This window comes from Pseudonocardia ailaonensis (genome assembly GCF_039531635.1).
GTDB classification, from domain to species: domain Bacteria; phylum Actinomycetota; class Actinomycetes; order Mycobacteriales; family Pseudonocardiaceae; genus Pseudonocardia; species Pseudonocardia ailaonensis.
The window spans coordinates 490,445-516,209 of the sequence record NZ_BAAAQK010000003.1 but is presented as its reverse complement, the minus strand read 5'-3'; the positions used below and the strand labels follow the sequence as shown (position 1 = coordinate 516,209).

Annotated in this window: 21 protein-coding genes; 10 read left to right on the top strand and 11 right to left on the bottom strand. The window is 73.2% G+C overall.

Going from position 1 to position 25,765, the window contains the following annotated elements; genetic code table 11:
• Positions 1-6 precede the first annotated feature (6 nt).
• Entirely contained in the window at positions 7-1,104 is a 1,098-nt protein-coding gene (locus ABD324_RS05130; protein ID WP_344412855.1) for a TerC family protein, read from the top strand.
• Here the strand turns inward: ABD324_RS05130 and ABD324_RS05125 are convergent, their stop codons facing one another.
• Together ABD324_RS05125 and ABD324_RS05120 are read right to left on the bottom strand one after the other, a co-directional pair.
• Positions 1,105-1,596 (bottom strand): metallophosphoesterase family protein, encoded by a 492-nt coding sequence (locus ABD324_RS05125; protein WP_344412853.1) that lies wholly within the window; start codon positions 1,594-1,596, stop codon positions 1,105-1,107.
• Positions 1,593-1,967, bottom strand: a complete 375-nt coding sequence (locus ABD324_RS05120; protein ID WP_344412851.1) for an FKBP-type peptidyl-prolyl cis-trans isomerase — start codon at positions 1,965-1,967, stop codon at positions 1,593-1,595. The genes ABD324_RS05125 and ABD324_RS05120 overlap by 4 nt, the downstream gene beginning before the upstream one ends.
• 333 nt (positions 1,968-2,300) lie before the next feature.
• Here ABD324_RS05120 and ABD324_RS05115 point away from each other — a divergent pair, with 333 nt between their 5' ends.
• Positions 2,301-3,692, top strand: a complete 1,392-nt coding sequence (locus ABD324_RS05115; protein WP_425565743.1) for an MFS transporter — start codon at positions 2,301-2,303, stop codon at positions 3,690-3,692.
• On the opposite strand, the gene ABD324_RS05110 is transcribed toward ABD324_RS05115, so the two are convergent.
• Positions 3,689-5,767 carry a S9 family peptidase gene (locus ABD324_RS05110; RefSeq protein ID WP_344412847.1) on the bottom strand — a complete coding sequence of 693 codons (2,079 nt, stop codon included), beginning with the start codon at positions 5,765-5,767 and terminating at the stop codon, positions 3,689-3,691. The genes ABD324_RS05115 and ABD324_RS05110 overlap by 4 nt on opposite strands.
• A gap of 109 nt (positions 5,768-5,876) precedes the next feature.
• Between ABD324_RS05110 and ABD324_RS05105 the strand changes: the two genes are divergently transcribed.
• Positions 5,877-6,065 (top strand): hypothetical protein, encoded by a 189-nt coding sequence (locus tag ABD324_RS05105; protein ID WP_344412845.1) that lies wholly within the window; start codon positions 5,877-5,879, stop codon positions 6,063-6,065.
• On the opposite strand, the gene ABD324_RS05100 is transcribed toward ABD324_RS05105, so the two are convergent.
• Together ABD324_RS05100 and ABD324_RS05095 are read right to left on the bottom strand one after the other, a co-directional pair.
• The gene (locus ABD324_RS05100) at positions 6,062-7,306 is read right to left on the bottom strand and encodes an LCP family protein (RefSeq protein WP_344412843.1); all 1,245 of its coding nucleotides are present in this window, start codon (positions 7,304-7,306) and stop codon (positions 6,062-6,064) included. The two genes, ABD324_RS05105 and ABD324_RS05100, sit on opposite strands and share 4 nt — an antisense overlap.
• Before the next feature lie 184 nt (positions 7,307-7,490).
• Positions 7,491-8,777, bottom strand: a complete 1,287-nt coding sequence (locus tag ABD324_RS05095) for a citrate synthase (RefSeq protein ID WP_344412841.1) — start codon at positions 8,775-8,777, stop codon at positions 7,491-7,493.
• A 91-nt stretch (positions 8,778-8,868) separates the two neighbouring features.
• On the opposite strand from ABD324_RS05095, the gene ABD324_RS05090 reads away from it, so the two are divergent.
• Positions 8,869-10,002 (top strand): citrate/2-methylcitrate synthase, encoded by a 1,134-nt coding sequence (locus ABD324_RS05090; protein WP_344412839.1) that lies wholly within the window; start codon positions 8,869-8,871, stop codon positions 10,000-10,002.
• 203 nt (positions 10,003-10,205) lie between these two features.
• Positions 10,206-10,640, top strand: a complete 435-nt coding sequence (locus ABD324_RS05085) for a hypothetical protein (protein WP_344412837.1) — start codon at positions 10,206-10,208, stop codon at positions 10,638-10,640.
• A gap of 43 nt (positions 10,641-10,683) precedes the next feature.
• On the opposite strand, the gene ABD324_RS05080 is transcribed toward ABD324_RS05085, so the two are convergent.
• On the bottom strand, positions 10,684-11,358 hold the full coding sequence (locus ABD324_RS05080) for an MBL fold metallo-hydrolase (protein WP_344412835.1): 675 nt from the start codon (positions 11,356-11,358) through the stop codon (positions 10,684-10,686).
• 289 nt (positions 11,359-11,647) lie between these two features.
• Here ABD324_RS05080 and uvrA point away from each other — a divergent pair, with 289 nt between their 5' ends.
• The 5 genes from uvrA (at position 11,648) to ABD324_RS05055 (ending at position 18,551) form a co-directional block, all read left to right on the top strand.
• Entirely contained in the window at positions 11,648-14,587 is a 2,940-nt protein-coding gene (gene uvrA, locus ABD324_RS05075) for an excinuclease ABC subunit UvrA (RefSeq protein WP_344412833.1), read from the top strand.
• Positions 14,588-14,897: 310 nt separating this feature from the next.
• Positions 14,898-16,016, top strand: coding sequence for an ABC transporter substrate-binding protein (locus ABD324_RS05070; protein ID WP_344412830.1), 1,119 nt, complete (start codon positions 14,898-14,900; stop codon positions 16,014-16,016).
• On the top strand, positions 16,013-16,861 hold the full coding sequence (locus ABD324_RS05065) for an ABC transporter ATP-binding protein (RefSeq protein WP_344412828.1): 849 nt from the start codon (positions 16,013-16,015) through the stop codon (positions 16,859-16,861). Before ABD324_RS05070 ends, ABD324_RS05065 begins: the two co-directional genes overlap by 4 nt.
• Positions 16,858-17,673 carry an ABC transporter permease gene (locus ABD324_RS05060; RefSeq protein ID WP_344412826.1) on the top strand — a complete coding sequence of 272 codons (816 nt, stop codon included), beginning with the start codon at positions 16,858-16,860 and terminating at the stop codon, positions 17,671-17,673. The genes ABD324_RS05065 and ABD324_RS05060 overlap by 4 nt, the downstream gene beginning before the upstream one ends.
• Positions 17,670-18,551 carry an ABC transporter permease gene (locus ABD324_RS05055; protein WP_344412824.1) on the top strand — a complete coding sequence of 294 codons (882 nt, stop codon included), beginning with the start codon at positions 17,670-17,672 and terminating at the stop codon, positions 18,549-18,551. The genes ABD324_RS05060 and ABD324_RS05055 overlap by 4 nt, the downstream gene beginning before the upstream one ends.
• A 131-nt stretch (positions 18,552-18,682) precedes the next feature.
• Here ABD324_RS05055 and ABD324_RS05050 read toward each other — a convergent pair whose 3' ends face one another.
• From ABD324_RS05050 to ABD324_RS05030, 5 genes are all read right to left on the bottom strand, one after another.
• Positions 18,683-20,284 carry an FAD-dependent monooxygenase gene (locus ABD324_RS05050; protein WP_344412822.1) on the bottom strand — a complete coding sequence of 534 codons (1,602 nt, stop codon included), beginning with the start codon at positions 20,282-20,284 and terminating at the stop codon, positions 18,683-18,685.
• Between the two features lie 102 nt (positions 20,285-20,386).
• Positions 20,387-21,211 carry an SWIM zinc finger family protein gene (locus tag ABD324_RS05045; protein WP_344412820.1) on the bottom strand — a complete coding sequence of 275 codons (825 nt, stop codon included), beginning with the start codon at positions 21,209-21,211 and terminating at the stop codon, positions 20,387-20,389.
• The gene (locus ABD324_RS05040) at positions 21,204-24,260 is read right to left on the bottom strand and encodes an SNF2-related protein (RefSeq protein ID WP_344412818.1); all 3,057 of its coding nucleotides are present in this window, start codon (positions 24,258-24,260) and stop codon (positions 21,204-21,206) included. The genes ABD324_RS05045 and ABD324_RS05040 overlap by 8 nt, the downstream gene beginning before the upstream one ends.
• Before the next feature lie 155 nt (positions 24,261-24,415).
• A complete protein-coding gene (locus ABD324_RS05035; RefSeq protein ID WP_344412816.1) occupies positions 24,416-24,724 on the bottom strand; it encodes a GNAT family N-acetyltransferase in 309 nt (102 codons plus the stop codon).
• Entirely contained in the window at positions 24,721-25,707 is a 987-nt protein-coding gene (locus tag ABD324_RS05030) for a pirin family protein (protein ID WP_344412814.1), read from the bottom strand. The genes ABD324_RS05035 and ABD324_RS05030 overlap by 4 nt, the downstream gene beginning before the upstream one ends.
• Positions 25,708-25,765: the final 58 nt, after the last annotated feature.

The following is a 25,765-nucleotide window of genomic DNA, read 5'->3' as shown; positions in this document are numbered from 1 at the left end:
TCCGACGTGAACGTTCCCCTCTGGTTGTGGCTGGCGACGATCGGTGGCCTCGTGGCCATCATCCTCGCGGACCTCTTCCTGGTCGATCACAAGCCGCACGCGGTGACGATCAAGGAGGCCACCCGCTGGGTGCTGTTCTACGTCGCGCTCGCCGTACTCTTCGGCCTGGGCATCTGGTGGTTCGCCGGCGGCCAGTACGCAGGCGAGTTCTTCGCCGGGTACATCACCGAGTACTCGCTCTCGGTGGACAACCTGTTCGTCTTCGTGATCATCATGTCGAGCTTCGCGGTGCCGGCCATCCACCAGCACCGGGTGCTGCTCGTGGGCATCGTGATCGCCCTGGTGATGCGCGGCGCGTTCATCGCCGTCGGTGCCGCCGCCATCGAGGCGCTGAGCTGGATCTTCTACATCTTCGCCGCCTTCCTCGTGTACACCGCCGTCAACATGGTCCGCCAGGGCATGGGCGAGAACGAGGAGTGGAAGGAACCGCGGATCGTCTCCCTGGTCCGCCGGGTGCTGCCGGTGACCGAGAAGTTCCACGGCTCCAGGACCACCGTGCGCCTCGACGGCAGGCGCTGGGTCACCCCGATGCTCATCGTGATGATCGCGATCGGGCTCACGGACCTGCTCTTCGCGCTCGACTCGATCCCGGCGATCTTCGGCCTCACGCAGGAGCCGTTCCTGGTCTTCACGGCCAACGCCTTCGCGCTCATGGGCCTGCGCCAGCTGTACTTCCTGCTCGGTGGCCTGCTGCGGAAGCTGATCTACCTCTCCTACGGCCTCGCCGTCATCCTCGCGTTCATCGGCGCGAAGCTGGTGCTCCACGCGCTGCACGAGAACGAGCTGCCGTTCCTCAACGGGGGCCGGCCGATCCCGGTGCCCGAGGTGAGCATCGCGGTGTCGCTGATCGTGATCGTCGGCGTGCTGGCGATCACCACCGTGGCCAGCCTGGTGGCCGTGCGGCGCAACCCGGCGCTGGCCGAGGGCCACGGCGGGGCGGTCACGGTGCCGGTGGCGCACAACGCCGAGGAGGCCGCCGAGATGGACAGGCACGACCGCGAGATCGACGAGGAGACGGCGCGGTACGACCGCGAGCACCGCTAGTCAGAGGTGGTGCAGGTCCACCCACCGGAGCTCGCCGTTCTCGGCGGTCGCGGTGAGGAACGTGTGGGTGGGCTGACGCCGCCGGTCCGTCGGGGAGCCGGGGTTGAGCAGGCGCAGGCCCGTCGACGCCGTCGAGTCCCACGGGATGTGGCTGTGCCCGAAGATCAGCACGTCGACGTCCGGGAAGCGGGCCGCCATCCGGCGCTCGCGGCCCTGCGCGGTGCCGGTCTCGTGGGTCACGGCGAACCGCAGGCCGCCGGCCTCGAAGTACGCCACCTCGGGCAGCCGCTCGCGCAGCTCGGGGCCGTCGTTGTTGCCCCAGCAGCCGACGACCCGGGGCGCGCGGGCCTCCAGGGCGTCGAGCAGGCCCGGGTCCATCCAGTCGCCCGCGTGCACCACCAGGTCGCAGGCGTCGACCGACTCCCACACCCGGTCCGGCAGATCTCTCGCGCGGACCGGGACGTGGGTGTCGGACAGGATCGTCAGTCTCACCGCACGGCGAGCAGGTCCACCACGAAGATCAGCGTCTCGCCGCCCTTGATGACGCCACCCGCGCCCCGGTCGCCGTAGCCCATGTGCGGCGGGATGACCAGCCGGCGGCGCCCGCCGACCTTCATGCCCTGCACGCCCTGGTCCCAGCCCTGGATGACCTGTCCGGCGCCGAGGCCGAACTGCAGGGGCTGGCCGCGGTCGTAGGAGGCGTCGAACTGCTCCCCGGTCGAGTGCGCCACACCCACGTAGTGCACGGAGACCTGGGTGCCCGCGGTGGCCTCCTGGCCGTCGCCGACGCTGAGGTCGGTGACCTCGAGGTCGGTGGGGGCGGGGCCGTCGATCGGGTCGACGTCGGGCTTCTGTGGGGCCACGTCGGGTCCTCCCTGTCGTCTCGTCCGGCCGGCTCCGGCTGGAGTCCGGGCCGTGCTCCGCCGGTCGGCGGCTCGTCCTGTGCTCCGCCGGTCGGCGGCTCGTCTTCTGCGCCGCCTTCGGCGGCAACGGCGGCCCAGCCTGCCAGACGCCGCGCGGGCTCGTCCGGCCGGAGGTACCGTCGCCGGGTGCCGACCCCCGAGACGCCGTGAACCCCGGAACGCCGTGAAGCCCGGGATGCCGTGAGCACCGCTCCCGCCCCGCCGGACACGGAGGACCACACGCCGGATCCGCGCCGGTGGAAGGCGCTGTGGGTCACCCTCGCGGCCGGCTTCATGACCCTTCTCGACGTCAGCATCGTGTCCGTCGCCCTGCCCTCGATCCAGCAGGGTCTGGGCACCAACCCGGCCGGCGTCCAGTGGGTCGTGTCCGGCTACGCGCTGACGTTCGGGCTGGCCCTGGTCCCCGCCGGCCGGCTCGGGGACGCGTTCGGGCGGCGGACCCTGTTCCTGATCGCCCTGGTGGCGTTCGTGGTGTTCAGCGCCGCGTGCGGGGCCGCCCCGACGATCGAGCTGCTGATCGTCGCCCGGCTGCTGCAGGGGTTCGCGGCCGGGACGCTCGCCCCGCAGAACTCCGGGCTCATCCAGAGCATGTTCCGCGGCGCGGAGCGGGGGAGGGCGTTCGGCTTCTTCGGCGCCACGGTGGGAATCTCGACGGCGGCGGGCCCGATCGTCGGCGGGCTCCTGCTGGCGCTGTTCGGGACGTCGTCGGGCTGGCGGTGGATCTTCTACGTCAACGTGCCGATCGGCGTCGTGGCGGTCGTGCTCGCGGCCCGGCTGGTGCCGAGGGTGGGGACCACGGGCGACCGCAAGCCGATCGACTGGACCGGGGCGCTGCTGCTCGGCGGGGCCGTGCTGGCGCTGCTGCTGCCGCTGGTCCAGGCCGAGTCCGGCGGGATCACGCGGTTGTGGTGGCTCTTCCCGGTCGGCGTGGTGCTCGGCGTCGCGTTCGTGCTGTGGGAACGGTTCGAGCTGCGCCGCCGCCGCGAGCCGCTGCTGGACCTGCGGTTGGTCACCGAGACCTCCGGCTACGCGCCCGGCGCGCTGGTCGGGCTCGTGTACTTCACGGGCTTCTCGGGCATCTGGATCGTGCTCGCCCAGTTCTTCCAGACCGGGCTGGGCTACACGCCGCTGCAGTCCGGCCTGTCCGTCACCGCGTTCGCCGTCGGCTCGGCCGTGTCCGCGGTGGTGGCGGGGCGGCTGGTGGAGCGGTACGGCCGCCGCCTCACCGTGATCGGGCTGGGCCTCGTCGCGATCGGCCTGATCGGCACGTCCGTGGTCCTGCTGCTGGTGCCGGGTCACGTCGCGGGGTTCTGCATCATCCCGACGTTGCTGGTCGGCGGGATCGGCGGCGGCTTCACCATCTCGCCGAACATCACCATGACCCTGCGCAACGTCCCCGTCCGGATGGCCGGCTCGGCCGGCGGAGCGCTGCAGACCGGGCAGCGGGTGGGCGCCGCGGTCGGGACGGCGCTGGTCGCGGGCGTGTTCTACGGCGTCCTCGCCGCATCGGGCCGGACCTATCCGGTCGCGATCGCCGGGGCGCTGGGCGTCGCCGTGCTGACCACGCTGTTCGCCCTCGGCGTCGCGATCGGGGACCTGCGGCACGAGCTGCGCGGGGCGGCCGACCCGGAGACCGGCTACCCGCAGACCGTCTCGCACGACTAGGGGATCGGGACCCCGAGCGCCTCGCGCAGGAACTGCACCTGCAGGAGCAGCAGGTTCTCCGCGACGACCTCCTGCGGCGTCATGTGCGTGACCCCCGAGAGCGGCAGCACCTGGTGCGCCCGCCCCGCGGCGAGCAGCGCCGACGACAGCCGCAACGTGTGGGCGGCGACCACGTTGTCGTCCGCCAGCCCGTGGACCAGCAGCAACGGCCGGTTCGTGTTCTCGGTGGCCGCGTCGGCGAACAGCGACGAGCGCTCGTACGCCGCCGGCTCCTCGGCCGGCCGGCCCAGGTAGCGCTCGGTGTAGTGGGTGTCGTAGAGCGCCCAGTCCGTGACCGGCGCACCCGCGACCGCGGCGTGGAAGACGTCCGGGCGGCGCAGCACCGCGAGCGCGGCGAGGTAGCCGCCGAAGGACCAGCCCCGGATGCCGACACGGGTCAGGTCGAGGTCCGGCTGCTCGACCGCGAGGGCCCGCAGCGCGTCGATCTGGTCGTCGAGCACGGGCTGGGCAAGGTCGAGGTGCACGGCGCGCTCGAACTCCGGCCCGCGCCCCGGCGTCCCCCGCCCGTCGACGACGACCACGGCGAAACCCTGGTCGGCGAACCACTGGCTGGTCAGGTGCGCGTTGCGCGACTGCAGGACGCGCTGGGCGTGCGGACCGCCGTAGGGGTCCATCAGCACCGGCAGCGGCACGCCGGGCTCCCACCAGCGCGGCAGCAGCAGCGCGGTGCGGAGCGCGCGCTCGCCGAGGGTGTGGAGGGAGATCCTCGGCACCAGCGCCGGCTCCACCGCGTGCGAGGTGATCGTCCGTCCGGCCGCCGTCGTCCGGGCCGCCGAGGCGAGGTCCGCCGAGGTGAGCACCAGGGTCCCGCCGGAGAGCCGGCCGGAGTGGACGCCGTCGGCGGGGGAGACGCGCTCGAGGCCCGCGGCCGGCGACCAGGTCCACACGCCGACCGACGTCGGGTCCTCGGACGCGCTGAGCAGCAGCGTCTCGCCGTCGGCGTCGATCAGGCCCCGGACCTGCAGGGACGTCGGCGTCACCGGTTCGCCGCCGACGAGCAGGCGACGCGCGCCGTCCCGGTCGTCGATCTGGACCAGCGTGCCGTCCGGGGTGCGAGCGGGGACGCCGGGGACGATCTCCACCCACACCGGGTCGGTGCGCTCGTCGAACAGGGTGGTGGCGCCGGTGGCGAGGTCCACGGTGAGCGTGCGCAGCGCCTTCTGGTCCCGCGGCTGCACCACGATCATCAGGCCGTGGGCGTCCCAGACGACGTCGGCGAGGTACTCGTCCCCCTCATGGTCCCAGGTCACGGGTGTGCGCACGCCGTCGAGCCGGATGATCTGCAGCGTGACGACCGCGTTCCGCGTCCCGGCCGCCGGGTAGGCGACCGGCGTGGGCTCCCGGTCCGGGTTGGCGGGATCGGCGATGTAGAGGCGGCCGACGGGCGACTCGTCGACCCGGGCGACCACCAGCGCGTCCCCCTGGGGCGACCACCAGTGCCCGCGCATGCGGCCCATCTCCTCGGCCGCCGCGAAGTCCGCGAGACCGTAGGTGACCTGCTCGCCGTCCGGCGCGGCCAGCAGGACGGTCTCGCCGCCGAGCTCGTGGACGTGCAGCGCGCCACCGGAGACGAACGCGATCCGGGAACCCGTCGGGTCGAGGCGGGGATCGACGACCGCGCCCGCGGTGGGGATCTCGCGGGCGGCCGGCACACCGGTCAGCTCGGCGACGTAGAGCTTCCCGGAGAGCGCGAACGCGGCCCGGGTGAGCTCGCGGTCCGCGGCGTACCCGACGATCCCGCCGGCCTGCTCGCGGGCGCGCTCGCGCCGGGCCCGCTCCTCCGGGGGGAGGTCCTCCTCCGCGGTGTCGTCGAGCAGCAGGGGATCGACGACCAGCCGTTCCTCCTCACCTTCCAGCGACCACAGGCAGGTGACGGGGTCCGTGCCGCCGCGGCTGCGCAGGAACACGATCCGCCCGCCGTCCGGGGAGATCGTGATCCCGCGCGGGGCGCCGAGGGTGAACCTGCGGGTGCGGGCGTGCAGGCGGGGGAACGAATCGGCGACAGGCTGGCTCACGCTGCCAGTCTGCCCGTTCGCCCCACCGGCCCCACCGCTCGCCCCTTTTCACCGTCTCCCGCGTCCCCGGGCCGCGTTTGCCGCACATCGCCGCCAACGGAGGTGACGCATGATCAACGTGTACCTGTCCGCCAAGGCCCTCGCGGCCGCCCGCTCCGTCGACCCCGGGATCTCGCCCGCCGCGGTGCACGCGGCCGTCGAGATCGCGCTCGTCGAACAGCTGCGGGAGGTGTCGAGCTGGCCACCCGAACGGATCCGGGAACGCGCGGCCAGCATCGCGCGAGAACTCGACTACTAGCTCACGCAGGGGACGCCGGCCGCGTCGATGACCGGGCGCACGGACTGCGGCTCGGTGGTCGTCGGGGCCGGCGTGGTGGTGGGGGTGGGTCCGCTCGCCCGCACCGCCGACGGCGCGGGCTCCTCGGTGGTCGGCGCGTCGCTGGCCCGCGGGTCGACGTAGAGGACGGTGTGCACGAAGTCCCGCACCCGGTCCGGGTCGACCTCCACCGCCACACCGTCGTACGGCGTCCGCAGGTCGGGCCGGATCGTCGGGATCGTGCGGAACACGACGTCCGCCCCGGCGAGGTGGCCGAGCTGGCCCACCACCTGGTCCAGGTTCCACCCGGAGTCGATCACCACGTACTTGGTGACGACGCCCAGCAGGCCCGCCACCGTCGAGGGGTCGGTGAGCGTGCCGGCGCCGATGACCTGGTGGGTCAGCCCGGCGAGGAAGGCCTGCTGGCGGGTGATCCGGTCCAGGTCGCCGCCGTCGAGCCCGTGCCGCTGGCGGACGAAGGCCAGCGCGGCCGCACCACCGATCGTCTGCGGACCGGCCGGGAGGTCGACGCCGGAGTACGCCCGGTCGTCGACGGCCTGGGTGAGGCAGACGGGCACGCCGCCGATGGTGTCCGTGAGCGCCACGAACCCGGCCAGGTTGATCTCCGCGTAGTGGTCGATCGTGACGCCCGAGGCGGCCTCGACGGTCGAGATCAGGGTCGCGCGGCCGGCCTCGCGGCTGCGCAGGTCGAGCTGGGTCCCCGTGACGCCCTGGGCCTGCAGCTTCTTCTGCTCGGCGAGGTAGCCGCGCCCGTACGCAGAGTTGATCTTGTGCTTGCCGCTGCCGTCCGCGATGGCCACGTACGAGTCCCGCGGGAAAGACACGGTGACGACGGGCGCGGACGGGTCCGCCGGGACGTGCACCAGCATGATCGTGTCCGTGTGCAGCTCGCCCTCGTCGTCCCCGGCGTGGAGCTGGGCGAGGAGGTCCGGCGGCAGCGGGTTGCCCTGCGCGTCGGTCCGGCTGTCGAGACCGACGAGCAGGGCGGTGTAGCTCTGCCGGGGCGCGGTCGCCGCGGCGGAGGCCGCGCCGCCGGGGCGGGAGGCGAGCACACCGCTGGTGGTCAGCCCGGTGGCGAGCGTGCGGTAGGACGTCCAGACGTACCCCGTGCCGGCGAGCACGGCGACGGCCAGCAACGCGACCAGGGTGCGCCCCGTGCCGAGCAGGATGCGGGCGGGCGTCGATCGCCTGGTTCGGTCCATCGGTCCTCTCACGACCACAGGTCGGAACGGTCCCGACGGCGCGACCGCGCGGCCTTCACGGGCCTCGTCACCGACAGTACGGCGCAGGGTCGTGTGGCGCCCGTGAGCGAACGGGGAGACACCCGTCCGGCCGAGCGCGACCGCCCGGTCAGGGCGGTCCCGTCTGCGCCGCGTGTGCGCGTGATCACAGTCCGGTGTAGACACCCTCGGCGCGGAAGCGCAGGCCGGGCTCGGTGTACTCCTCGAGCGCGTGCGCGACCCAGCCCGTGATCCGGGCGACCGCGAACACCGCCTCGCCGGCGTCCGGCGGGAGGCCGTACCCGTGGGCGACGGCGGCGAGCGCGAGATCGACGTTCGGGAAGCCGCCGGGCCGGTCCGCCAGCCGCTCCGCGAGCTCGTCGACCACGGCGACGACCGGGGCGCCCGCCGCGCGCAGCGGTGCCAGGACGATCTCCACGCGGGGATCCCGCCGCCGGTACACGCGGTGCCCGAAGCCCGGCACCGCCAGGCCCGCGCGGCGGCGCTCGGCGATCGCCGCGATCGGGTCGTCGAGGGCCTCGGCGAGGAAGCGGTGGGCGAGCGTGCTCGCCGCGCCGTGATACTGGCCGTCGATCGCGCCGAGCGCCGCCGAGACCACCGCGTACGGATGGGCGCGGGCGCTCGCCGCGACCCGGGCGGCCAGTGTGGACACCGCGAGATCGTGATCGGCCATGACGACGAGGAGCCGCGTCAGCAGGGCGGCCTCGGACGGGGTCGCGGGACGTCCCGAGAGGGCGGGCCAGAGGCGGTGGGCCAGGGAGCCCGGGCCCGTGGTGTCGTGCCCGGCATCGCCGGGCACGGGGCCTGCCGCGGTCGGGGCACGGCGGGTCGGGGCGCCGGCATCGTGCGCGCCGTCGGACGGATCGCCGCTACGGGGGATCGCCGGCGAGGGACCCAGCGCGTCCGCGACCGTGGCGAGGATCGCCTCGGCCCGCCGCACCACCGCCGCCGGATCGAGGTCGTGGCGGAGCGGATCGGCGGCGGCCGCCGCCGCGACCGCCACCCGGATCCGGTCGGTGAGCCGCGCCGTGCCGGGGAGCGCCGCCACCGCCCCGCGCGCCGCCGCGACCTGCCCGGGCAGCGCGTCGAACCGGGTCGCGCGGAGCTCGCCGGTCCACAGCAGGTGGGCGACCGCCTCGGCGGACTCCTCCGCGGCGAGGACGGAGACGGGCCGGCCGCGGTAGAACACGTCGTCGTCGGAGAGGCGGGTGAGGGCGGTGCGGATCCGCTCGATCGCCCCCGACGGACGGCGGGCCTCCCGGCCGCGGCCGGCGAGCCGGTCGACCTCGGACTGCGCGAAGCGGCTGCCACGGCGGTCACCGGCGCGGACGTTCGTGAGCAGCCCGCGGCTGACGTAGGCGTAGACCGTGTCCGGCTTCACGTCGAGCCGCCGGGCGACCTCCGCCGTGGTCAGCAGCCGATCCTCGGACACGCGGCCTCCCGGGTTGATCCGATCAATATTGACAGTAGTTGATTTCCGGACGGATCGTCGGCTCCACCGAGACACCACAGGAGGTGGGCACATGACCGGACCGGTCACCGTCCCCGCAGGGCTGCGGAACGTCGTCGTGACGTCCACGGAGCTGGGCGACGTCCGCGGCGACGAGGGCTTCTACCACTACCGCCAGTACTCGGCGGTCGACCTGGCGCGCACCCGCGGCTTCACCGACGTCGCCGCCCTGATGATCGACGGCGCCCTCCCGGACGGGCCCGGGTTCGCCGCGGAGATCGCGCCGCTGCGGGTGCTCCCGGCGGCCGTCCGCGACGTGCTGCCCGCGATCGCCGCGGCCGGCGGCAGCCCGCTCGCCGGCCTGCGCACCGCGCTGTCGCTCACCGGTGCGGCGCTCGGCCTGGCGCCCCTGTGGGACGCCGACCCGGGCACCCGCCGCGCCGACGCCCTGCGGATCTGCGCCCTGACCCCGACGATCCTCGCCGCCCTGTACCGGCTCCGGCACGGCCTCGCGCCGGTCGATCCCGATCCACGACGCAGCCCCGCAGAGGAGTGGCTGCACATGGTCACCGGCGCGGAGCCGCTGCCGGAGCACGTGCGGGCGGTCGAGCGGTATCTGGTCGCGACCGTCGACCACGGGTTCAACGCCTCGACCTTCACCGCCCGCGTCGTCGCGTCCACCGGCGCGGACCTGGCGGCCGCCGTCGTCGCCGCGATCGGCGCCTTCTCCGGCCCGCTGCACGGCGGCGCCCCGGACCGCGCACTCGCGGCGCTCGACGAGATCGGCTCGCCCGACCCCGTCCGGATCGACTCCTGGGTGCGGGAGAAGGTCCTCGCGGGCGACCGGATCATGGGCTTCGGGCACGCGGTGTACCGGACCGAGGACCCGCGGGCGCGGCTGCTGCGCGAGACCGCCCTGGAGCTGGGCGGGGACCTCGCGACGTTCGCCCTGGCCGTCGAGGAACGAGTGGTGGCGGTGCTCGCCGAGCTCAAGCCGGAGCGGAAGCTCTACGCGAACGTCGAGTTCTACGCCGGCGTCGTGATGGAGAGGTGCGGGCTCCCCCGCGAGATGTTCACCCCGACCTTCGCCGTGAGCCGCGTCGTCGGGTGGGCGGCGAACATCCTGGAACAGGCGGGGGAGCGGCGGATCATCCGCCCTGCCGCCCGCTACGTCGGGCCCGTCCCCCCTCAGCCCGTCCCCGCCTGATCGCCGTCCCGGACCCGTCGCGCCGACGCGGCGTTGACGGGTCCGGAACGGGCCGGGTGCCCACTCAGCGCATGCGGAAGGCGCTCCCGATCATGAGCTGATCGCACGAAAGGGTGAACAGGAGCGTCCGGGGTGACCAACCGTGGTTCCGCCGTAGAGACTTGCCGCGCCAGGTACGGCCAGACCTGAGGGGGTCAGCGACGGTGAGCACGCACAGGGCGCCGCAGAGCGGTCCGGGTGGATCCGGCGGCGTGAGCGCCTCGGGCGGCTACCGGCTCGACCGGGCCGAGCGCACTGACCGCCCGGTGCCCTACCAGCGCCACGCCGCTCCGGACGGCCCGGTCACCGCAGCCGCCGCCACGGCGCCGACCACGGTGGGGGAGCAGGCGGCCCGCGCCGGCTGGACCCCCGCCCCACGCCCCAGCCCGGCGCACACCCCGCCCCGCGGCCAGCAGATCCCGCGCGCGGCCCGCGCCGCGCGGACCGGCGACGGCCGCGCGCTGACGGTTCTGCGCACCGTCACCTACGTGCTGGTCTCCTTGGCGAGCCTGCTCTTCATCCTGCTGGTGGTCTACGGCGGCATCGAGTTCTACCGCCTGAGCACCGAGTTCCCCCGCCTGCTCACGCCGGGGACCTGAGACTCCGCCCGGCGGCCGGCCTCCCGCCGCCGGGCGGGCACTCTCACCAGCCCCGCGCGCGCCAGTCCGCGAGGTGCGGGCGCTGCTGGCCCAGGGTGGAGTCGTCGCCGTGGCCCGGGTAGAACCACGTGTCGTCCGGGAGATCGGCGAACAGGCGCTGCTCGACGTCGTCGACCAGGGACGTGAAGTCCTCCGGTGATCCGGTCTTGCCCACTCCGCCCGGGAACAGGCTGTCGCCGGTGAACAGGTGTGGGTGGTCCGGGCCGCGGTAGAGCAGCGCGATCGAGCCGGGCGTGTGCCCGCGCAGGTGGATCACCTCGAGGGAGATCTCGCCGAACTCGACCCGGTCCCCGTGCGAGACCAGCTCGTCCATGGGGATCGGCAGCTCGGGCGCGTCGAGCGGATGGGCGATCTGGCGGGTCTGGAACATGCCGGCGACCGCGCCGAGCGCCTCCCAGTGGTCCCGGTGCCGGTGCGTGGTGACCAGATGGCGCAGCTCGGGCCGCCCGTCGTCCGCACCGACGAGGTCGGCGATCCGCTCCGGCTCGTTCGCCGCGTCGATGAGCAGCGCCTCGTGGGTGGCCGTGCAGACCAGCAGGTAGGCGTTGTTGTCCATCGGGCCGACGGAGACCTTGGCGATGGAGAGCGGCCCGGTGTCGCGCCGGATCGCTGCGCCGCCGGGATCGGTGTGCCCGCTGTAGCTGTCGAGGACGTCCACGGGGGAAGCGTAGCCAGCCGGGACGACGCGGGGGTGGTTGCGACGCGATCGAACATGCGTGCGACAGTAACCACGGGGTACGACGGTCCCGGGCGGGAAGCTCCGGCGGGCGTGCCGCGTTGAAGGGGGCGTCCGGCGCTCCCGGGCGTGCACCCGCCGACGGTTTCCCTCGCGGTGCCGCTGCGCGCGGTTTCTGTCGGACCCCCGGCTTAGCATCGGAGTCCGGGTCGCCCGCCCTGCCGCGGGCCCCCGGAGACGAGTTCGAGGACGACGAAAGGGAGGCGCCCCCGTGGCCCAGGCCCGCACCCCGCACGAGCCCGGTGGATCCGTCGGCGACGGGTCGCGGCTCGTGGTGCGCGGCGCCCGCGAGCACAACCTGCGCGGCGTCGACCTCGACCTGCCCCGGGACAGCCTCGTGGTCTTCACCGGCCTGTCCGGCTCGGGCAAGTCCAGCCTCGCGTTCGACACGATCTTCGCCGAGGGCCAGCGCCGCTACGTCGAGTCGCTCTCGGCCTACGCGCGCCAGTTCCTCGGCCAGATGGACAAGCCGGACGTCGACTTCATCGAGGGCCTCTCCCCGGCCGTCTCGATCGACCAGAAGTCCACGAACCGCAACCCGCGCTCGACGGTCGGCACGATCACCGAGGTGTACGACTACCTGCGCCTGCTCTACGCGCGCGCCGGTGTCCCGCACTGCCCCGTGTGCGGCGAGGTCATCGAGAAGCAGACCCCGCAGCAGATCGTCGACCAGGTGCTGGAGATGGAGGAGGGCGCCCGTTTCCAGGTGCTCGCCCCGGTCGTGCGCACCCGCAAGGGCGAGTTCGTCGACCTGTTCTCGAGCCTGCAGTCCCAGGGCTACTCCCGCGTGCTGGTCGACGGCACCGTGCACCAGCTGTCGGACCCGCCGAAGCTGAAGAAACAGGAGAAGCACGACATCTCCGTCGTCGTGGACCGCCTCGCGGTCAAGGCGAGCGCCAAGCAGCGGCTCACCGACTCGGTGGAGACGGCTCTGCGGCTGGCCGACGGGCTCGTCGTGCTCGACTTCGTGGACCTCGAGGACGCGGACCCGCACCGCGAGCGCCGCTTCTCCGAGCTCATGGCCTGCCCGAACGGGCACCCGCTCACGCTCGACGATCTCGAGCCCCGCACGTTCTCCTTCAACTCGCCGTACGGCGCGTGCCCCGAGTGCTCCGGCATCGGCATCAAGAAGGAGGTCGATCCGGAGCTCGTCGTCCCCGATCCGGACCTGAGCCTGGCCGACGGTGCGGTGGCCCCGTGGAACACCGGGCACACCAGCGAGTACTTCGGTCGGCTGCTCGCCGGGCTGTCGAAGGCGGTCGGCTTCCGGATGGACACGCCGTGGCGCAAGCTGCCCGCCGAGGCGCAGAAGGCGGTCCTGCACGGCAGCGACGACCAGGTGCACGTGCGGTACCGCAACCGGTACGGCCGCGAGCGCTCGTACTATGCGAACTTCGAGGGCGTCATCCCGTTCCTCGACCGCCGGCTGGACCAGACCGAGTCGGACAGCCAGCGGGAGCGCTACGAGGGCTACATGCGGGACGTGCCGTGCCCGTCCTGCAAGGGCGCGCGGCTCAAGCCCGAGGTCCTGGCCGTCACGCTGGGGGAGCGGTCGATCGCCGAGGTCTCGTCGATGTCCGTCGACGAGTGCGCGAGCTTCCTGGGCGGCATGGAGCTCGACGAGCGGCAGGCCCTGATCGCGGGCCGGGTGCTCAAGGAGATCCAGGCCCGCCTCGGCTTCCTGCTCGACGTCGGGCTGGACTACCTCTCGCTCGACCGCGCGGCCGGCACCCTGTCCGGCGGCGAGGCGCAGCGGATCCGGCTCGCCACGCAGATCGGGTCCGGGCTGGTCGGGGTGCTCTACGTGCTCGACGAGCCGTCCATCGGCCTGCACCAGCGGGACAACCGGCGGCTGATCGACACGCTGAGCCGGCTCAAGGAGCTGGGCAACACGCTGATCGTCGTCGAGCACGACGAGGACACCATCCGGGCCGCGGACTGGGCGGTCGACATCGGTCCCGGGGCGGGCGAGCACGGCGGGATGGTCGTGCACTCGGGCACGGTGGCGGACCTCGAGTCCCACGACACGTCCCTCACCGGCGCCTACCTGTCGGGGCGGCGGAGCATCCCGGTGCCGGACGTGCGGCGCACACTGGATCCGGCGCGCACGATGACGATCGTCGGCGCGCGCGAGCACAACCTGCGCGACATCGACGTGGAGATCCCGCTGGGCGGGCTGGTGTCGGTCACCGGTGTGTCGGGCTCGGGCAAGTCGACACTGATCAACGACATCCTGGCCACCGTGCTGGCGAACAAGCTCAACGGCGCCCGCCAGGTCCCCGGCCGGCACACCCGGATCACGGGGGTCGACCAGCTCGACAAGCTCGTCCGGGTCGACCAGTCGCCGATCGGCCGCACACCGCGGTCCAACCCGGCGACCTACACCGGCGTGTGGGACAAGATCCGCACCCTGTTCGCGTCGACCACCGAGGCGAAGGTCCGGGGCTACCAGGCCGGCCGGTTCTCGTTCAACGTCAAGGGCGGTCGCTGCGAGGCGTGCTCGGGCGACGGCACGATCAAGATCGAGATGAACTTCCTGCCGGACGTCTACGTCCCCTGCGAGGTCTGCAAGGGGGCCCGGTACAACCGGGAGACCCTCGAGGTCCACTACAAGGGCAAGACCGTGGCGGACGTGCTGGACATGCCGATCGAGGAGGCCGCGGAGTTCTTCGCGCCGATCACCTCGATCAGCCGGTACCTGGACACGCTGGTCGACGTCGGGCTGGGGTACGTGCGCCTCGGCCAGCCGGCGCCCACGCTCTCCGGCGGTGAGGCGCAGCGCGTCAAGCTGGCCAGCGAGCTGCAGAAGCGGTCCAACGGGCGGACGATCTACATCCTCGACGAGCCCACCACGGGCCTGCACTTCGAGGACATCCGCAAGCTCCTCCAGGTGATCAACGGCCTGGTGGAGAAGGGGAACACGGTCGTCGTGATCGAGCACAACCTCGACGTGATCAAGACGTCGGACTGGGTGATCGACATGGGCCCGGAGGGCGGCTCGGGCGGCGGCACGGTCGTCGCGCAGGGCACGCCGGAGCAGGTGGCGGCCACCGAGGCCAGCTACACCGGCATGTTCCTGAAGGACCTGGTGACCCCGGCCCGCAAGCCGGCCCCCGCGAAGCGCCGGCGCAAGGCGGCCGCGGCGAGCTGACCCGCCCCGGACGAACCCCGAGATGAACCTCGGCCACCTCCCGGCACGGCCGGCGGGTGGCCGAGGTTCATCTCGGCGAGGTGTTTGAGCACTGTGTGAGCGGTTCGTCGCGGAACGTGCCGGTTGCCGAAGTGCGATCGGACGGCATCGTCGCCGTAACACGCGGGCAACGCCGTTGAACCCGGGGCTTCCTAGCCTCTGCGGGTCGGCGCGTCGGGGACTCGGGCGCCGGGCACCGCCAGCGCACGGCCGGCGAGGCGGGGGTTCCCGCCCGGTCGGTCGGCGCCCGCACGTCGTAGGAGACCGCCACATGACGCTGCTCGTCCCGCCGAACTCGCCGAACCGCCAGGGCCAGGGCCCGGGTGCCAGCCGCCGCGACTTCCTGCGCCTCGCCGGCCTCGGCCTCGGGGTCGGCGCCGCCGGGGTGGCCCTCGCCGCCTGCGGCGGAGGGTCCGGCAGCGCGGCCGGCGCCGCATCGGCGTCGCCCGGCCAGTACGGCAAGATCGCCCTGCAGCTCTCCTGGATCAAGAACATCGAGTTCGGCGGCGAGTTCTTCGCCGACTCGAAGGGCTACTACAAGGCCGCGGGCTTCGACTCGGTCGACCTGGTGACCGGGCCCGTGGACAGCGCGGACGCGCTGGTCCTGGCCAAGACGGTCGACGTCGGCCTCTCCGCACCGGACGCCACCGCGCGCTTCATCACCGAGCAGGGCGCCCCGCTGAAGATCATCGGCAGCACCTTCCAGAAGAACCCCTTCTGCATCCTGTCGATCGCCGAGGGCAAGCCGATCCGCACCCCGCAGGACCTGGTGGGCAAGACCATCGGCATCCAGTCCGGCACCAACCAGACGATCTTCAACGGCTTCCTCAAGGCCAACAACATCGACCCGAAGTCGATCAACCAGGTCGTCGTCCAGTACGACCCGGCACCGGTCATCGAGGGCCAGGTCGACGGCTTCATGGCCTACCTGACCAACGAGCCGTTCGCCGCGAAGAGCCGCGGCAAGACGCCGGTCACGCTCTCCTTCGCGGACAACGGGCTCCCGCTCACCGCCGAGACCTTCACGGTGCTGCAGGAGACGATCGACAAGGACCGCGACAAGCTGAAGGCCTTCCTCACCGCCGAGGTCAAGGGCTGGACGGACGCTGTGGCCGACCCGGCCGGCGCCGCGGCCCTCGCCGTGAACACCTACGGCAAGGACAAGAACCTCGTCCTCGCCGACCAGACCGAGCAGGCCGTCGCCCAGAACGGCCTGATCGTCAGCCCGGACACGAAGACCCACGGGCTGTTCACGCTGACCTCCGCGCTGCAGGGCCAGATCATCACGGCGCTGGGGAACATCGGCGTCACGATCAAGGCGGACGAGCTGTTCGACCTCACCCTGCTCGACGAGGTCTACAAGGCGGACCCGAGCCTGATCAAGGCGTGAGCGTGCAGGCGCGCGAGGGCGCGGCCCGGCTCTCCACCACCGATCCGGTGGCGGAGCCGGGCTCTGCGACCGGCATCAACATCCAGGGCCTCGAGAAGGTCTTCACGATGGGCCGCGACTCGGTCCGGGCCCTGGCCCCGACCAGCCTCGGGACCACGCAGAACTCCTTCCTGTCGCTGCTCGGGCCCTCGGGCTGCGGCAAGTCGACGATCCTGCGGATCCTGGCCGGCCTGGAGAGCCCGAGCGAGGGGGCCGCGCTGATCAACGGCCGGTCGACCCGGGAGATCCAGCGCGACCACCAGCTCGGGATCGCGTTCCAGGAGGCCGCGCTGCTGCCGTGGCGCAGCGTCGCCGCGAACATCCGGCTCCCGCTGGAGGTCGCCGGGCTCACGCCCGAGCCCGGGCTGATCGACGGCCTGATCGAGCTGGTCGGGCTGTCCGGCTTCGAGAAGGCGAAGCCCGCCCAGCTGTCCGGCGGCATGCGCCAGCGCGTGGCGATCGCGCGCTGCCTCGTCGTGCAGCCGACCGTCATGCTGCTCGACGAGCCCTTCGGCGCGCTCGACGACATGACCCGCCAGCGGCTGAACGTCGAGCTGCTGCGGATCTGGACGGAACGCCCGGCGACCACGCTGATGGTCACCCACGGCATCGCGGAGGCGGTGTTCCTCTCGGACGTCGTCGCCGTGATGAGCCCCCGGCCGGGCCGCATCGCGGAGGTCGTCGAGATCGACCTGCCGCGCCCGCGGCTTCCGGAGCTGCAGCGGACCCCGGAGTTCCACGCGTACGTGGACCGGCTCTCGGAGATCCTCTTCGGCCGGGCCGCCGCGCCGGAGGAGACCGGATGACGGCGGCGGCGCCGGCCCGGCGGTTCAGCGCGCCGCCGTGGTTCGGCGGGGTCGTCGGGGTGGTGCTGATCGTCGCGGTGTGGTGGATCGCGTCCGCGACGTTGTTCCAGGCCAGCCGCGCGATCCCGTCGCCGCCGGCCGTCGTCGCCCGGTTCCTCGACGGCGACCAGTGGGTCGCCACGCTGAACAACGCCGCGGGCACCGTGTCCTCGGCGGGCCTCGGCTACCTGTGGGGGAACCTGGCCGCGATCGCCCTGGCCGTCCTGGTGCTGCTCGTCCCGCCGCTGGAGGAGCTGGTCAACCAGGTCGCCGTGGTCACCTACTGCATCCCGCTGGTGGCGATCGGGCCGGTGATCGTGATCGTCTCCGGGCGGGACGCGCCGTCCGGGGCGTCGATCGTGCTGGCGGCCATGAGCTGCTTCTTCACGACGGTCGTCGGGGCACTGCTGGGCCTGCGGGCGGCGCCGCGCACGTCGGTCGACCTGATCCGTGCCTACGGCGGCAGCACCTGGACCGTGCTGCGCAAGGTGCAGCTGATCTCGGCGCTGCCCAGCCTCTTCGCGGCGCTGCGGATCGCCGCGCCGGCCGCGTTCCTGGGGGCGATCCTCGCGGAGTACCTCGGCAGCGGCGGCGACTCGACACTCGGGCAGGCGCTGATCGCCGCGCAGACCCAGGCCGACGCGCCCCAGCTCTGGTACCTCGCCCTGGTCAGCGGCCTGATCTCGGGCCTCGCGTTCGTCATCGTGGGGCTGGTCGCCCGCCTGGTGACGCCCTGGACGACCGGCGCGGACACCCCGGCGGGTGCCCGGTGACCGCCGCCGCAGTGGGTGTCGCCGCCCCGGCCCGGGGCCAGGGGAGTGCGGTCCTGCGGAGGGCGGGACGGGCACTGGTGACGATCGTGGTCGCCCTCGTGGTGCTGGCGCTGCTCTGGCAGGTGCTCCTGCTGCTGTTCGACGTGTCGTCCTTCGTCGGGAAGTCCCCGCTGAACGTCGTGCAGTACCTGTTCTCCGAGGCCCCGCCGCGGGGGATCCGGCCGGCGTCGCTCAGCGCCGCGCAGGCCCGGGCGGACAGCCTCGGCGCGCTCGGGACGACGCTGCTCAACGCCGCGATCGGCTTCGCCGCCGGCATGGTCGTCGCGACGCTGCTGGCCATCGCGTTCGTGCTGTGGAAGCCGGTGGAGTTCGCGTTCCTGCCCATCGCGATGCTGCTGCGGTCGGTGCCGCTCGTCGCGATGGCGCCCGTGCTGCTGCTGATCTTCGGGCAGGGCAAGGCGGGGATCGCGGTCCTCGCCGGGATCGTCGTGCTCTTCCCGGTGCTGGTCAACGTCGTGGTGGGGCTGAACTCGGCTTCCCCGCAGTCGCTCGACCTGATCACGGTCAACGGCGGCTCGGCGCTCACCGCGCTGCGCAAGGTCCGGCTCCCGGCGGCGCTGCCGCAGTTCCTGGCGTCGGCGCGGATCTCGGTGCCGGGCGCCATCGTCGGGTCCATGCTGGCCGAGTGGCTCGTCGGGTTCCAGGGCATGGGCGGCGTGCTGTCCGGCTACAAGGGCTCCGGCAACTACGGCGGCGTCTGGACGATCGTGGCCCTGTCGGTGATCGCCTCGATCGTCCTGTACGAGCTGGCGACGATCGCCGAGACGTGGGCACTGTCCCGCTGGGGCCCGAACGCCGGCCTCAGCACCCGCCCCTGAAACCTGCGTTATGGCTCCATAACGCGGTCAGGGGGCCCCGAAACGTGCGTTATGGCTCCATAACGCAGGCCGGGGGCCTCGAAACGTGCGTTATGGCTCCATAACGCGCGCCAGGGCCCCGGAGACGTGCGTCATGGCTCCATCACGCTCAGGGCGAGGGCCTGTCGGAGGGCGGCGGGGTCGGGGGAGGGCGTGCGGGCGGCGAGGTAGAGGTCCGGGCGGATCAGGAACGAGCTGCCGTCCGTGGCCGCGTAGGCCGCGCGGAACTCGCCCTCGGCGTCGACGACGGTGGGCACGCCGGTGACCGGGTCGAGCTCCGCCGCGACCACGGCGAGGACGTCGACGCCTGAGGGGAGCGCGGCCGCGGTCGCGCGGATCCACGCCGCCGCGTCGGCCGAGTCCGCGTAGAGGACGACGGTGTGCCGCGGGCTCCCCAGCAGCGGCAGCAGCCGGAGCGGGTACTGCGCGATCTCGCGACGCAGCCCCCGCGCGTCCGGCGCCCGGTCGCCGGGCTGGGGTGCGCCGGCGGGCAGGTCCGGGGCGGGCGGCCCGACGATCGGGCTGCCCCGGTAGCCGACGAGGAGCTGCGCCTCGCGCCGGACCGCGACCCACGGGTCGTCCGGGTCGATCACCACGCCGTCGCCGCGCGCGGCCGCAGTGGTGCGTCCGACGACCTCCTCGCCGACGGGCCGACGCTCGGCGTCGTAGCTGGCCAGCAGGCCCGGTGCGGCCTCGCCGCGCACGGCGAGCGCGAGCTTCCAGGCGAGGTTGACGGCGTCCTGGATGCCGGTGTTCATGCCCTGCCCGCCGGTCGGCGGATGGATGTGTGCGGCGTCGCCGGCGACGAAGACCCGGCCGCGCGAGTAGGCGTCGACGATCCGGTGGCTGATCCGGAACACCGACGACCAGCGCAGGGTGCGTGCCGTCGCGGCTTCGGGGGCGAGGCGGTCGAGCACCGTCTGGAGGTCGGCGAGCGTGGGCCGGCGGCCGCCCTCGAACCCGTGGGCGATCTCGCCGTCGGCGGGCGGCGGCGTGCCGAGCTCGGGCGGGGCGAGCATGGTCAGCCGGTAGCGGTGGTCGCCGGGCAGCGGGATCGCGACCAGCAGGTCGTCGCCCTTCGCCAGCCGGACGGCGTGCCCGGCGGGGAGCGACCAGTCGACCTCGACGTCCCCGAGCATGTACTCCTCGCTGAAGGCCGCGCCCTCGAAGGTGAGCCCGAGTCCCTTGCGGACGGTGCTGTGCGCGCCGTCGGCGCCCACGAGGTACCCGGCCCGGATCTCCTCGCCGGAGTCGAGCAGCGCCGCGACGCCGGTGTCGTCCTGGGTGAATGACGTGAGCCGGACGCCGCGCTCGACCACCGTGCCGTACCCGGCGAGGGTGTCGGCCAGGATGCGCTCGGTCTCGTACTGGGGCAGCGCCGTGAAGCCGAACGGCATGTCGGGCGGGAGCTGCATCCGGACGTCGGCGACCAGCGCGCCGTCCTTGTAGACGAGCTGGCCCCGCAGGGCGAGCGCTGCGTCGAGGGCGGCGGGGAGCACACCCGCGGCCTCCCACAGCTCGAGCGTGCGGGGCTGCACCCCGACCGCCTTGGCGTACTGCGGCGGCTCGCTCAGGCCGTCGACGATCCGGCAGGCGATCCCGCGCCGCCGCAGCTCCAGGGCGGCGGTGAGGCCGACCGGCCCCGCCCCGACGACGAGCACGGGCGTGGACGAGACCGCGACGCTGTTGCTCACACCGGGCTATTCGCCGCGGGCGTTCCGGACGTTTCGCCGCACTATGGAGCCACAACTGTCGTTTCGAGGGCCGGAATCGACAGTTGTGGCTCCATAACGCGCCTACGGGGTGGAGAGGGCCTCGTACGCGGGGCGGAGGAGATCGCGGACCTTGTGCCGGCGGGCCTCGATGGGGAGCTCCGGCACCTGGTCGAGCACGGCGCCGGGCTCGGGCACCGGTGGGGCGAAGCGGGCCAGGTCCGGGTCGCCGGCGGCGAAGAAGCTGTCCAGCAGCTCCCCGAGTGGGACCGCGTCCTCCTCGACGACCGGCTCGGGCGCCGTGGAGCCGCGGCGGCGGCGCAGGTTGGCGAGCAGCGTCTCCCGGTCCCGCCCCCGCAGCGCCAGGACCTCGAACGGGTCGGCGTCGAACCGCTCTGCGAGCAGGTAGAACACCGCGGCGAGGTGCTTGCACGGGACCGTCGAGTCCGGGCAGGTGCAGTCCATGGTCAGGTCCCGCTGCGAGGTCGGGAACAGCGCCAGGCCCAGCCCGTTGAACAGCTCCTCGATCTCGGTGGGCATCCCGCCGGCCAGCAGCGCGGCGGCGTACCAGGCGTCGTCCGCCAAGGCCTGTTCCGCCCGGCCCCACTCCTCCTTGCCCCAGGCCGGGATGCCGATCCGGACCTTGTACGGGGTCGGCCGGGTGCCCTGGACCAGCGCGACGACGGAGCCGGCGTCGATCTCGCAGGACACGATCTGCCCGGAGCGGGCGTAGCTGCGGCCGCGGTGCAGCCGGCCCCCGACGCCCAGGGCCTCGAGCACGGCGAGGAACCGCTTGGACCACCAGGTGCGCGCGACGGTGCCGCGGGTGGAGTGGATCTGGATGCCGTTCTCGACCCGCAGCGCCCGCTTCGGGTAGTCGTCGGCGGCCCAGAAGGGCTGGTCACTCATCGGCCACCGCCTCCGCCCCCAGGGCGAAGACCGACCTGAGCTCGCCTGTCGACAGCTCGGTGAGCCAGTTCTCCCCGTCGCTGATCACCATGTCCGACAACGCCTTCTTCGACTCGATCAACGCGTCGATTCGCTCCTCGACGGTGCCCGGGCACACGAACTTGCGCACCTGCACGTTGCGCTTCTGCCCGATCCGGAACGCCCGGTCCGTGGCCTGGTCCTCGACGGCCGGGTTCCACCACCGGTCCAGGTGCACGACGTGGTTGGCGGCGGTGAGCGTGAGCCCCGTGCCGCCGGCCTTGAGGGAGAGCAGGAAGATCGCCGGCCCGTCCGCGGACTGGAAGCGCTCCACCATGGCGTCCCGCTGCTTCTTCGGGGTGCCGCCGTGCAGGTGCAGGATCTCCTGGTCGAACCGCGCGGACAGGTGCGGCACCAGCATCGAGGCGAACTCGGTGAACTGGCTGAACAGCAGCACCTTGTCGCCCTCCGCCAGGATCTCGGTCAGCAGCTCCTCCAGCCGCGCGACCTTGCCGGACCGCTTCCCGACGGCCGACCCGTCGTGCAGCAGCTGCGCGGGGTGGTTGCACACCTGCTTGAGCTTGGCCATCGCCGCGAGGACGTTGCCGCGCCGCTGAATGCCCGTGGAGTCCTCGATCTTCTCCATCATGTCGTCGACGATCGTGCGGTAGAGCGACGCCTGCTCGCGGGTGAGGCGGTACTCCTGCCGGATCTCGATCTTCTCGGGCAGGTCGTCGATGACCGTCGGGTCGGTCTTGAGCCGCCGCAGCAGGTACGGACGGGTGATGCGCCGCAACGACTCCGCCGCCTCCGGGCTGCCGTGCCGCTCGATCGGCACCGCGAAGCGCTGCCGGAAGCGCTCCGGCGTGCCGAGCATCCCGGGATTGAGGAAGTCCATCACCGACCACAGCTCGGCGAGGCGGTTCTCCATCGGGGTGCCGGTGAGCGCGATCCGGTGGCCCGCCACGATCCGGCGGGCGGCCTTCGACGGCGCGGCGTTGGCGTTCTTGATCGCCTGTGCCTCGTCGAGCACGAGCCGGTGCCAGGGGAGGGCCTCGAACTCCTCGATGTCCCGCGAGGCCGTGCCGTACGTCGTGACCAGGATGTCCGTGCCGGCGAGCCGTTCGCGCAGCCGCTCGCCCCGGTCCCGGGTGGGGCCGTGGTGGGCGTACACGCGCAGGTCGGGGGCGAACTTCGCGGCCTCGCGCTGCCACGTGCCGACCAGCGACATCGGGCAGAGGATGAGCGTTGGGCCGTCCGCACCGCGGGATCTCTCGAGTGCTTCGAGAGCCAGGAGCTGCACCGTCTTGCCCAGCCCCATGTCGTCCGCCAGGCAGGCGCCCAGCCCGAGCGACGACAGGAACGCCAGCCACGAGAGCCCGCGCTGCTGGTAGGGGCGCAGCGTGGCGCGGAAGCCGGGCGGCGGGTCGATCGGCTCGAGCGTGCGGTCCGCGGTGCCGCCGAGCAGGTCCCCGACCCACCCCTCGGCCGTGACGGCCGTGACCGGCAGCGGGGTGTCGATGCCGCCCTGCAGGGCGGTGAGGGTCTCCGCGACGGTGGGCGCCCGCCGCGCGTTCTGCTTCCGCAGGAACTCCAGGCCGCGGGCCAGCGCCTCGGCGTCGACGGAGACCCACTGGCCGCGGACCCGCACGAGCTTGGCCTTGGCGGCGACGAGCGCGGCGATCTCCTCCTCGTCGAGCTCGTCGTCCCCGGCGGCGAGGGTCCAGCGGAACTTCGCCAGCTCCTCCCGGCCCAGCCCACCACGGGTGACCACGCCCGGCGCCGCCGGCGACGACACGGAGAGCCTGAGCCCCAACGGTTTGCGCCCGTTCCACCCGGCCGGCAGCTCCACCCCGAACCCGGCCGCGACCAGTCGCGCCGCGTCTTCGGTCAGGAACCGGTGGACGTCGTCGAGCTCCTCGAGATCGAGCTCCTCGGGCCGCGCGCGGCGCAGCGCCGCGGTGAGCGGCGGATAGACGAGCGCGGCCCGGCCGAGCTCGGCGAGCAGCAGCTCCTGGGCGGCGGTGATCAGCCGGTCCGCGCGGCCGGCCCACACGTCCTCCGCCGTGACGACGAGGCTCGGGTCCTCCGTCGACTGCAGCTGGAACTCCAGCACCCAGCGCGTGCCGTCGCCGGTCTGGTCGAGCGGGTCGTCCCCGGGGTCCGCCGGATCGTCGAGGGTGTCGATCTCCGCGAGGCGGAAGGTGGCGCGGGCGGGGCCCGTCTCCTCGGTGGTGACCGCGTCCCAGGGGGCCAGCGCGTCGACGAGGGTGGCGAGCTCGCGCTCCGGCGCGGTGAAACGGGGATCGGCCGAGGCCAGCGCGGCGAGCCAGGCCTCGGTGGCGGGCAGGCTCTTCGGGACCCGCCCGGACCGGGGCGGGACGAGGGCGACCGGCACGTCCGCGCGGCCCAGCCGCTCCCGGACGGCGGCGTCGACGAGGGTCGCGAGCGCACCGTCGACCAGCAGCTCGGGGGAGTGCCCGGCGGTGTCCCCGGAGCGGCGCTGCTCGGCGCGCCCGACCGGCGGGACCGTCTCGACGAGGGCCCGCCGGGCCACCGCGTCGAGCCCCTGGACGACAGGGCGCCAGCGCGCCTCGGGCCCCGATGCCACAGTGGGGAGCACGCGGCCGCGGGACACCAGATCGTCCGCAAATGCGAGCAGTTCTCGCAGGTGGGAGACCGAACGCCCGTACCGCACGTCCTCGGCCGGGTCGGTCAGCTCGGCCGGGTCGACGACCAGGCCCGGGACGGTCCACGGCACCAGCGAGATCTCCGCCGAGCGCCGGCCGCCGGGGCGGGCGCGGACCAGCTCCGGCGACTCGACCGGCCCGGTCGCGCGGCTGGGCAGCAGCAGCGTGACGGAGGTCTGCTTGCCGGGATGGATCCCGGCCAGCTGCGAGGCCGGAACCGCGAACGGGTGCGGCCGGGCGCTGCGCAGCGAGCGGCGGGAGGTGGTGGCGGGCCGCTCACCGTCCTCCGCCCACAGCACCGGACCCCGGCCGGGGCTCCAGAAGGCGTGGACGACGAGCACACCCCGAGACTACGAGCCACCCCCGACAATTCCCTGCCCCACCCACGTCCCCGCGGGTCGGCACGGCAGGGTCGGGAGGCCGGATCTGACGCTGACGAACGTCGTGAACGTGTGGTTCGGCCTACCGAATGTGCCGACTCGCGGGGGTGGGGCGGTCAGAGGTCGTAGAGGGGGCGGACTTCGACGGGGACGACGTCGAGGTAGTCGGGGTGCTTGGCGATCCAGGCCCGGATGAAGGGGCACTGCGGGTGGACCGCCAGGCCACGCTTCCGCACGGCGTCGAGGGCGTGGCGGGCGAGCGTGCCGCCGAGGCCCTGTCCCTCGTACGCCGCGTCGATCTCCGTGTGGATGAAGGTGATCACCCCGGGCTCCACCTTGTACTGCGCGAAGCCCGCCAGCTTGCCGTCGACGTGGATCTCGAAGCGCGACCACTCGGCCACGTCGAGGATCATGGGTTCCGTCACGAGCTCGAGCCTCCCAGACCGCCGTGGGGCACGTAGGACGCGGGGATCACGCCGAGCTTGCCCTTCTGGTAGTCCTCGAACGCCGTCATGACCTCCTCGCGGGTGTTCATCACGAACGGCCCGCCCCAGGCCACCGGTTCACGGATCGGCCGTCCGCCGAGCACCACGACGTCGAGCGCCGGGGTGCGGGAGTCCTGCCCGACGTTGCCCGCCACCGTGATCAGGTCACCGGGCCCGAACACGGCCAGCTGCCCCTCGCGGATCGGCCGGGCGTCCTTGCCGACGGTGCCGGCGCCGGAGAGCACGTAGACGAGCGCGTTGAAGTCCCGCCGCCACGGCAGCCGCAGCTGTGCGCCGGGGGAGACCGTCGCGTGCATCATCGCCATCGGCGTGTAGGTCGATCCGGGTCCGTCGTGCCCGGCCAGCGAGCCGGCGATCACGCGGATCAGGGCGCCGCCGTCCGGGGTGGTGAGCAGCGCGGACTCGCGTGCCCGCAGGTCCTGGTACTTCGGCTCCAGCCACTTCTGCGCCTTGGGCAGGTTCACCCAGAGCTGCAGGCCGTGGAACAGCCCGCCGCTGGCGACGAGGGCCTCCGGGGGCCGCTCGATGTGCAGGAGCCCGCCCCCGGCCGTCATCCACTGGGTGTCGCCGTTGGTGATGTTCCCGCCGCCGCCGTGGCTGTCCTGGTGCTCGAACTCGCCGTCGATGATGTAGGTGACGGTCTCGAAGCCGCGGTGCGGGTGCCAGGAGGTGCCCTTGGGCTCGCCGGGCGCGTACTCGACCTCGCCCATCTGGTCCATGTGCAGGAACGGATCGAGGTCCTTCAGATCCACGCCCTGGAAGGCGCGGCGGACGGGGAAGCCCTCGCCCTCGAAGCCGCGCGGGGCGGTGGTGATCGACCGGACGCCGCGGTCGAGCTCGGTCGGACCGGGCTCGGGGACGCGAGGCAGGGTCGTGACGTCGGAGACGGTGACGGCGGGCATCGGGACCTCCCATATGGTTGCGAGTGCAACTACTGCTCTCCCGAACCGTGGCGCCCGC

Bases quoted from the DNA above. Each gene is read 5' to 3' on its own strand.
- ABD324_RS05115 (WP_425565743.1), top strand. From the start codon at position 2,301: ATGACCCTTCTCGACGTCAGCATCGTGTCCGTCGCCCTGCCCTCGATC.
- ABD324_RS05105 (WP_344412845.1), top strand. From the start codon at position 5,877: ATGATCAACGTGTACCTGTCCGCCAAGGCCCTCGCGGCCGCCCGCTCC.
- ABD324_RS05100 (WP_344412843.1), bottom strand. From the start codon at position 7,306: ATGGACCGAACCAGGCGATCGACGCCCGCCCGCATCCTGCTCGGCACG.
- ABD324_RS05090 (WP_344412839.1), top strand. From the start codon at position 8,869: ATGACCGGACCGGTCACCGTCCCCGCAGGGCTGCGGAACGTCGTCGTG.
- ABD324_RS05070 (WP_344412830.1), top strand. From the start codon at position 14,898: ATGACGCTGCTCGTCCCGCCGAACTCGCCGAACCGCCAGGGCCAGGGC.
- ABD324_RS05060 (WP_344412826.1), top strand. From the start codon at position 16,858: ATGACGGCGGCGGCGCCGGCCCGGCGGTTCAGCGCGCCGCCGTGGTTC.
- ABD324_RS05045 (WP_344412820.1), bottom strand. From the start codon at position 21,211: ATGAGTGACCAGCCCTTCTGGGCCGCCGACGACTACCCGAAGCGGGCG.
- ABD324_RS05030 (WP_344412814.1), bottom strand. From the start codon at position 25,707: ATGCCCGCCGTCACCGTCTCCGACGTCACGACCCTGCCTCGCGTCCCC.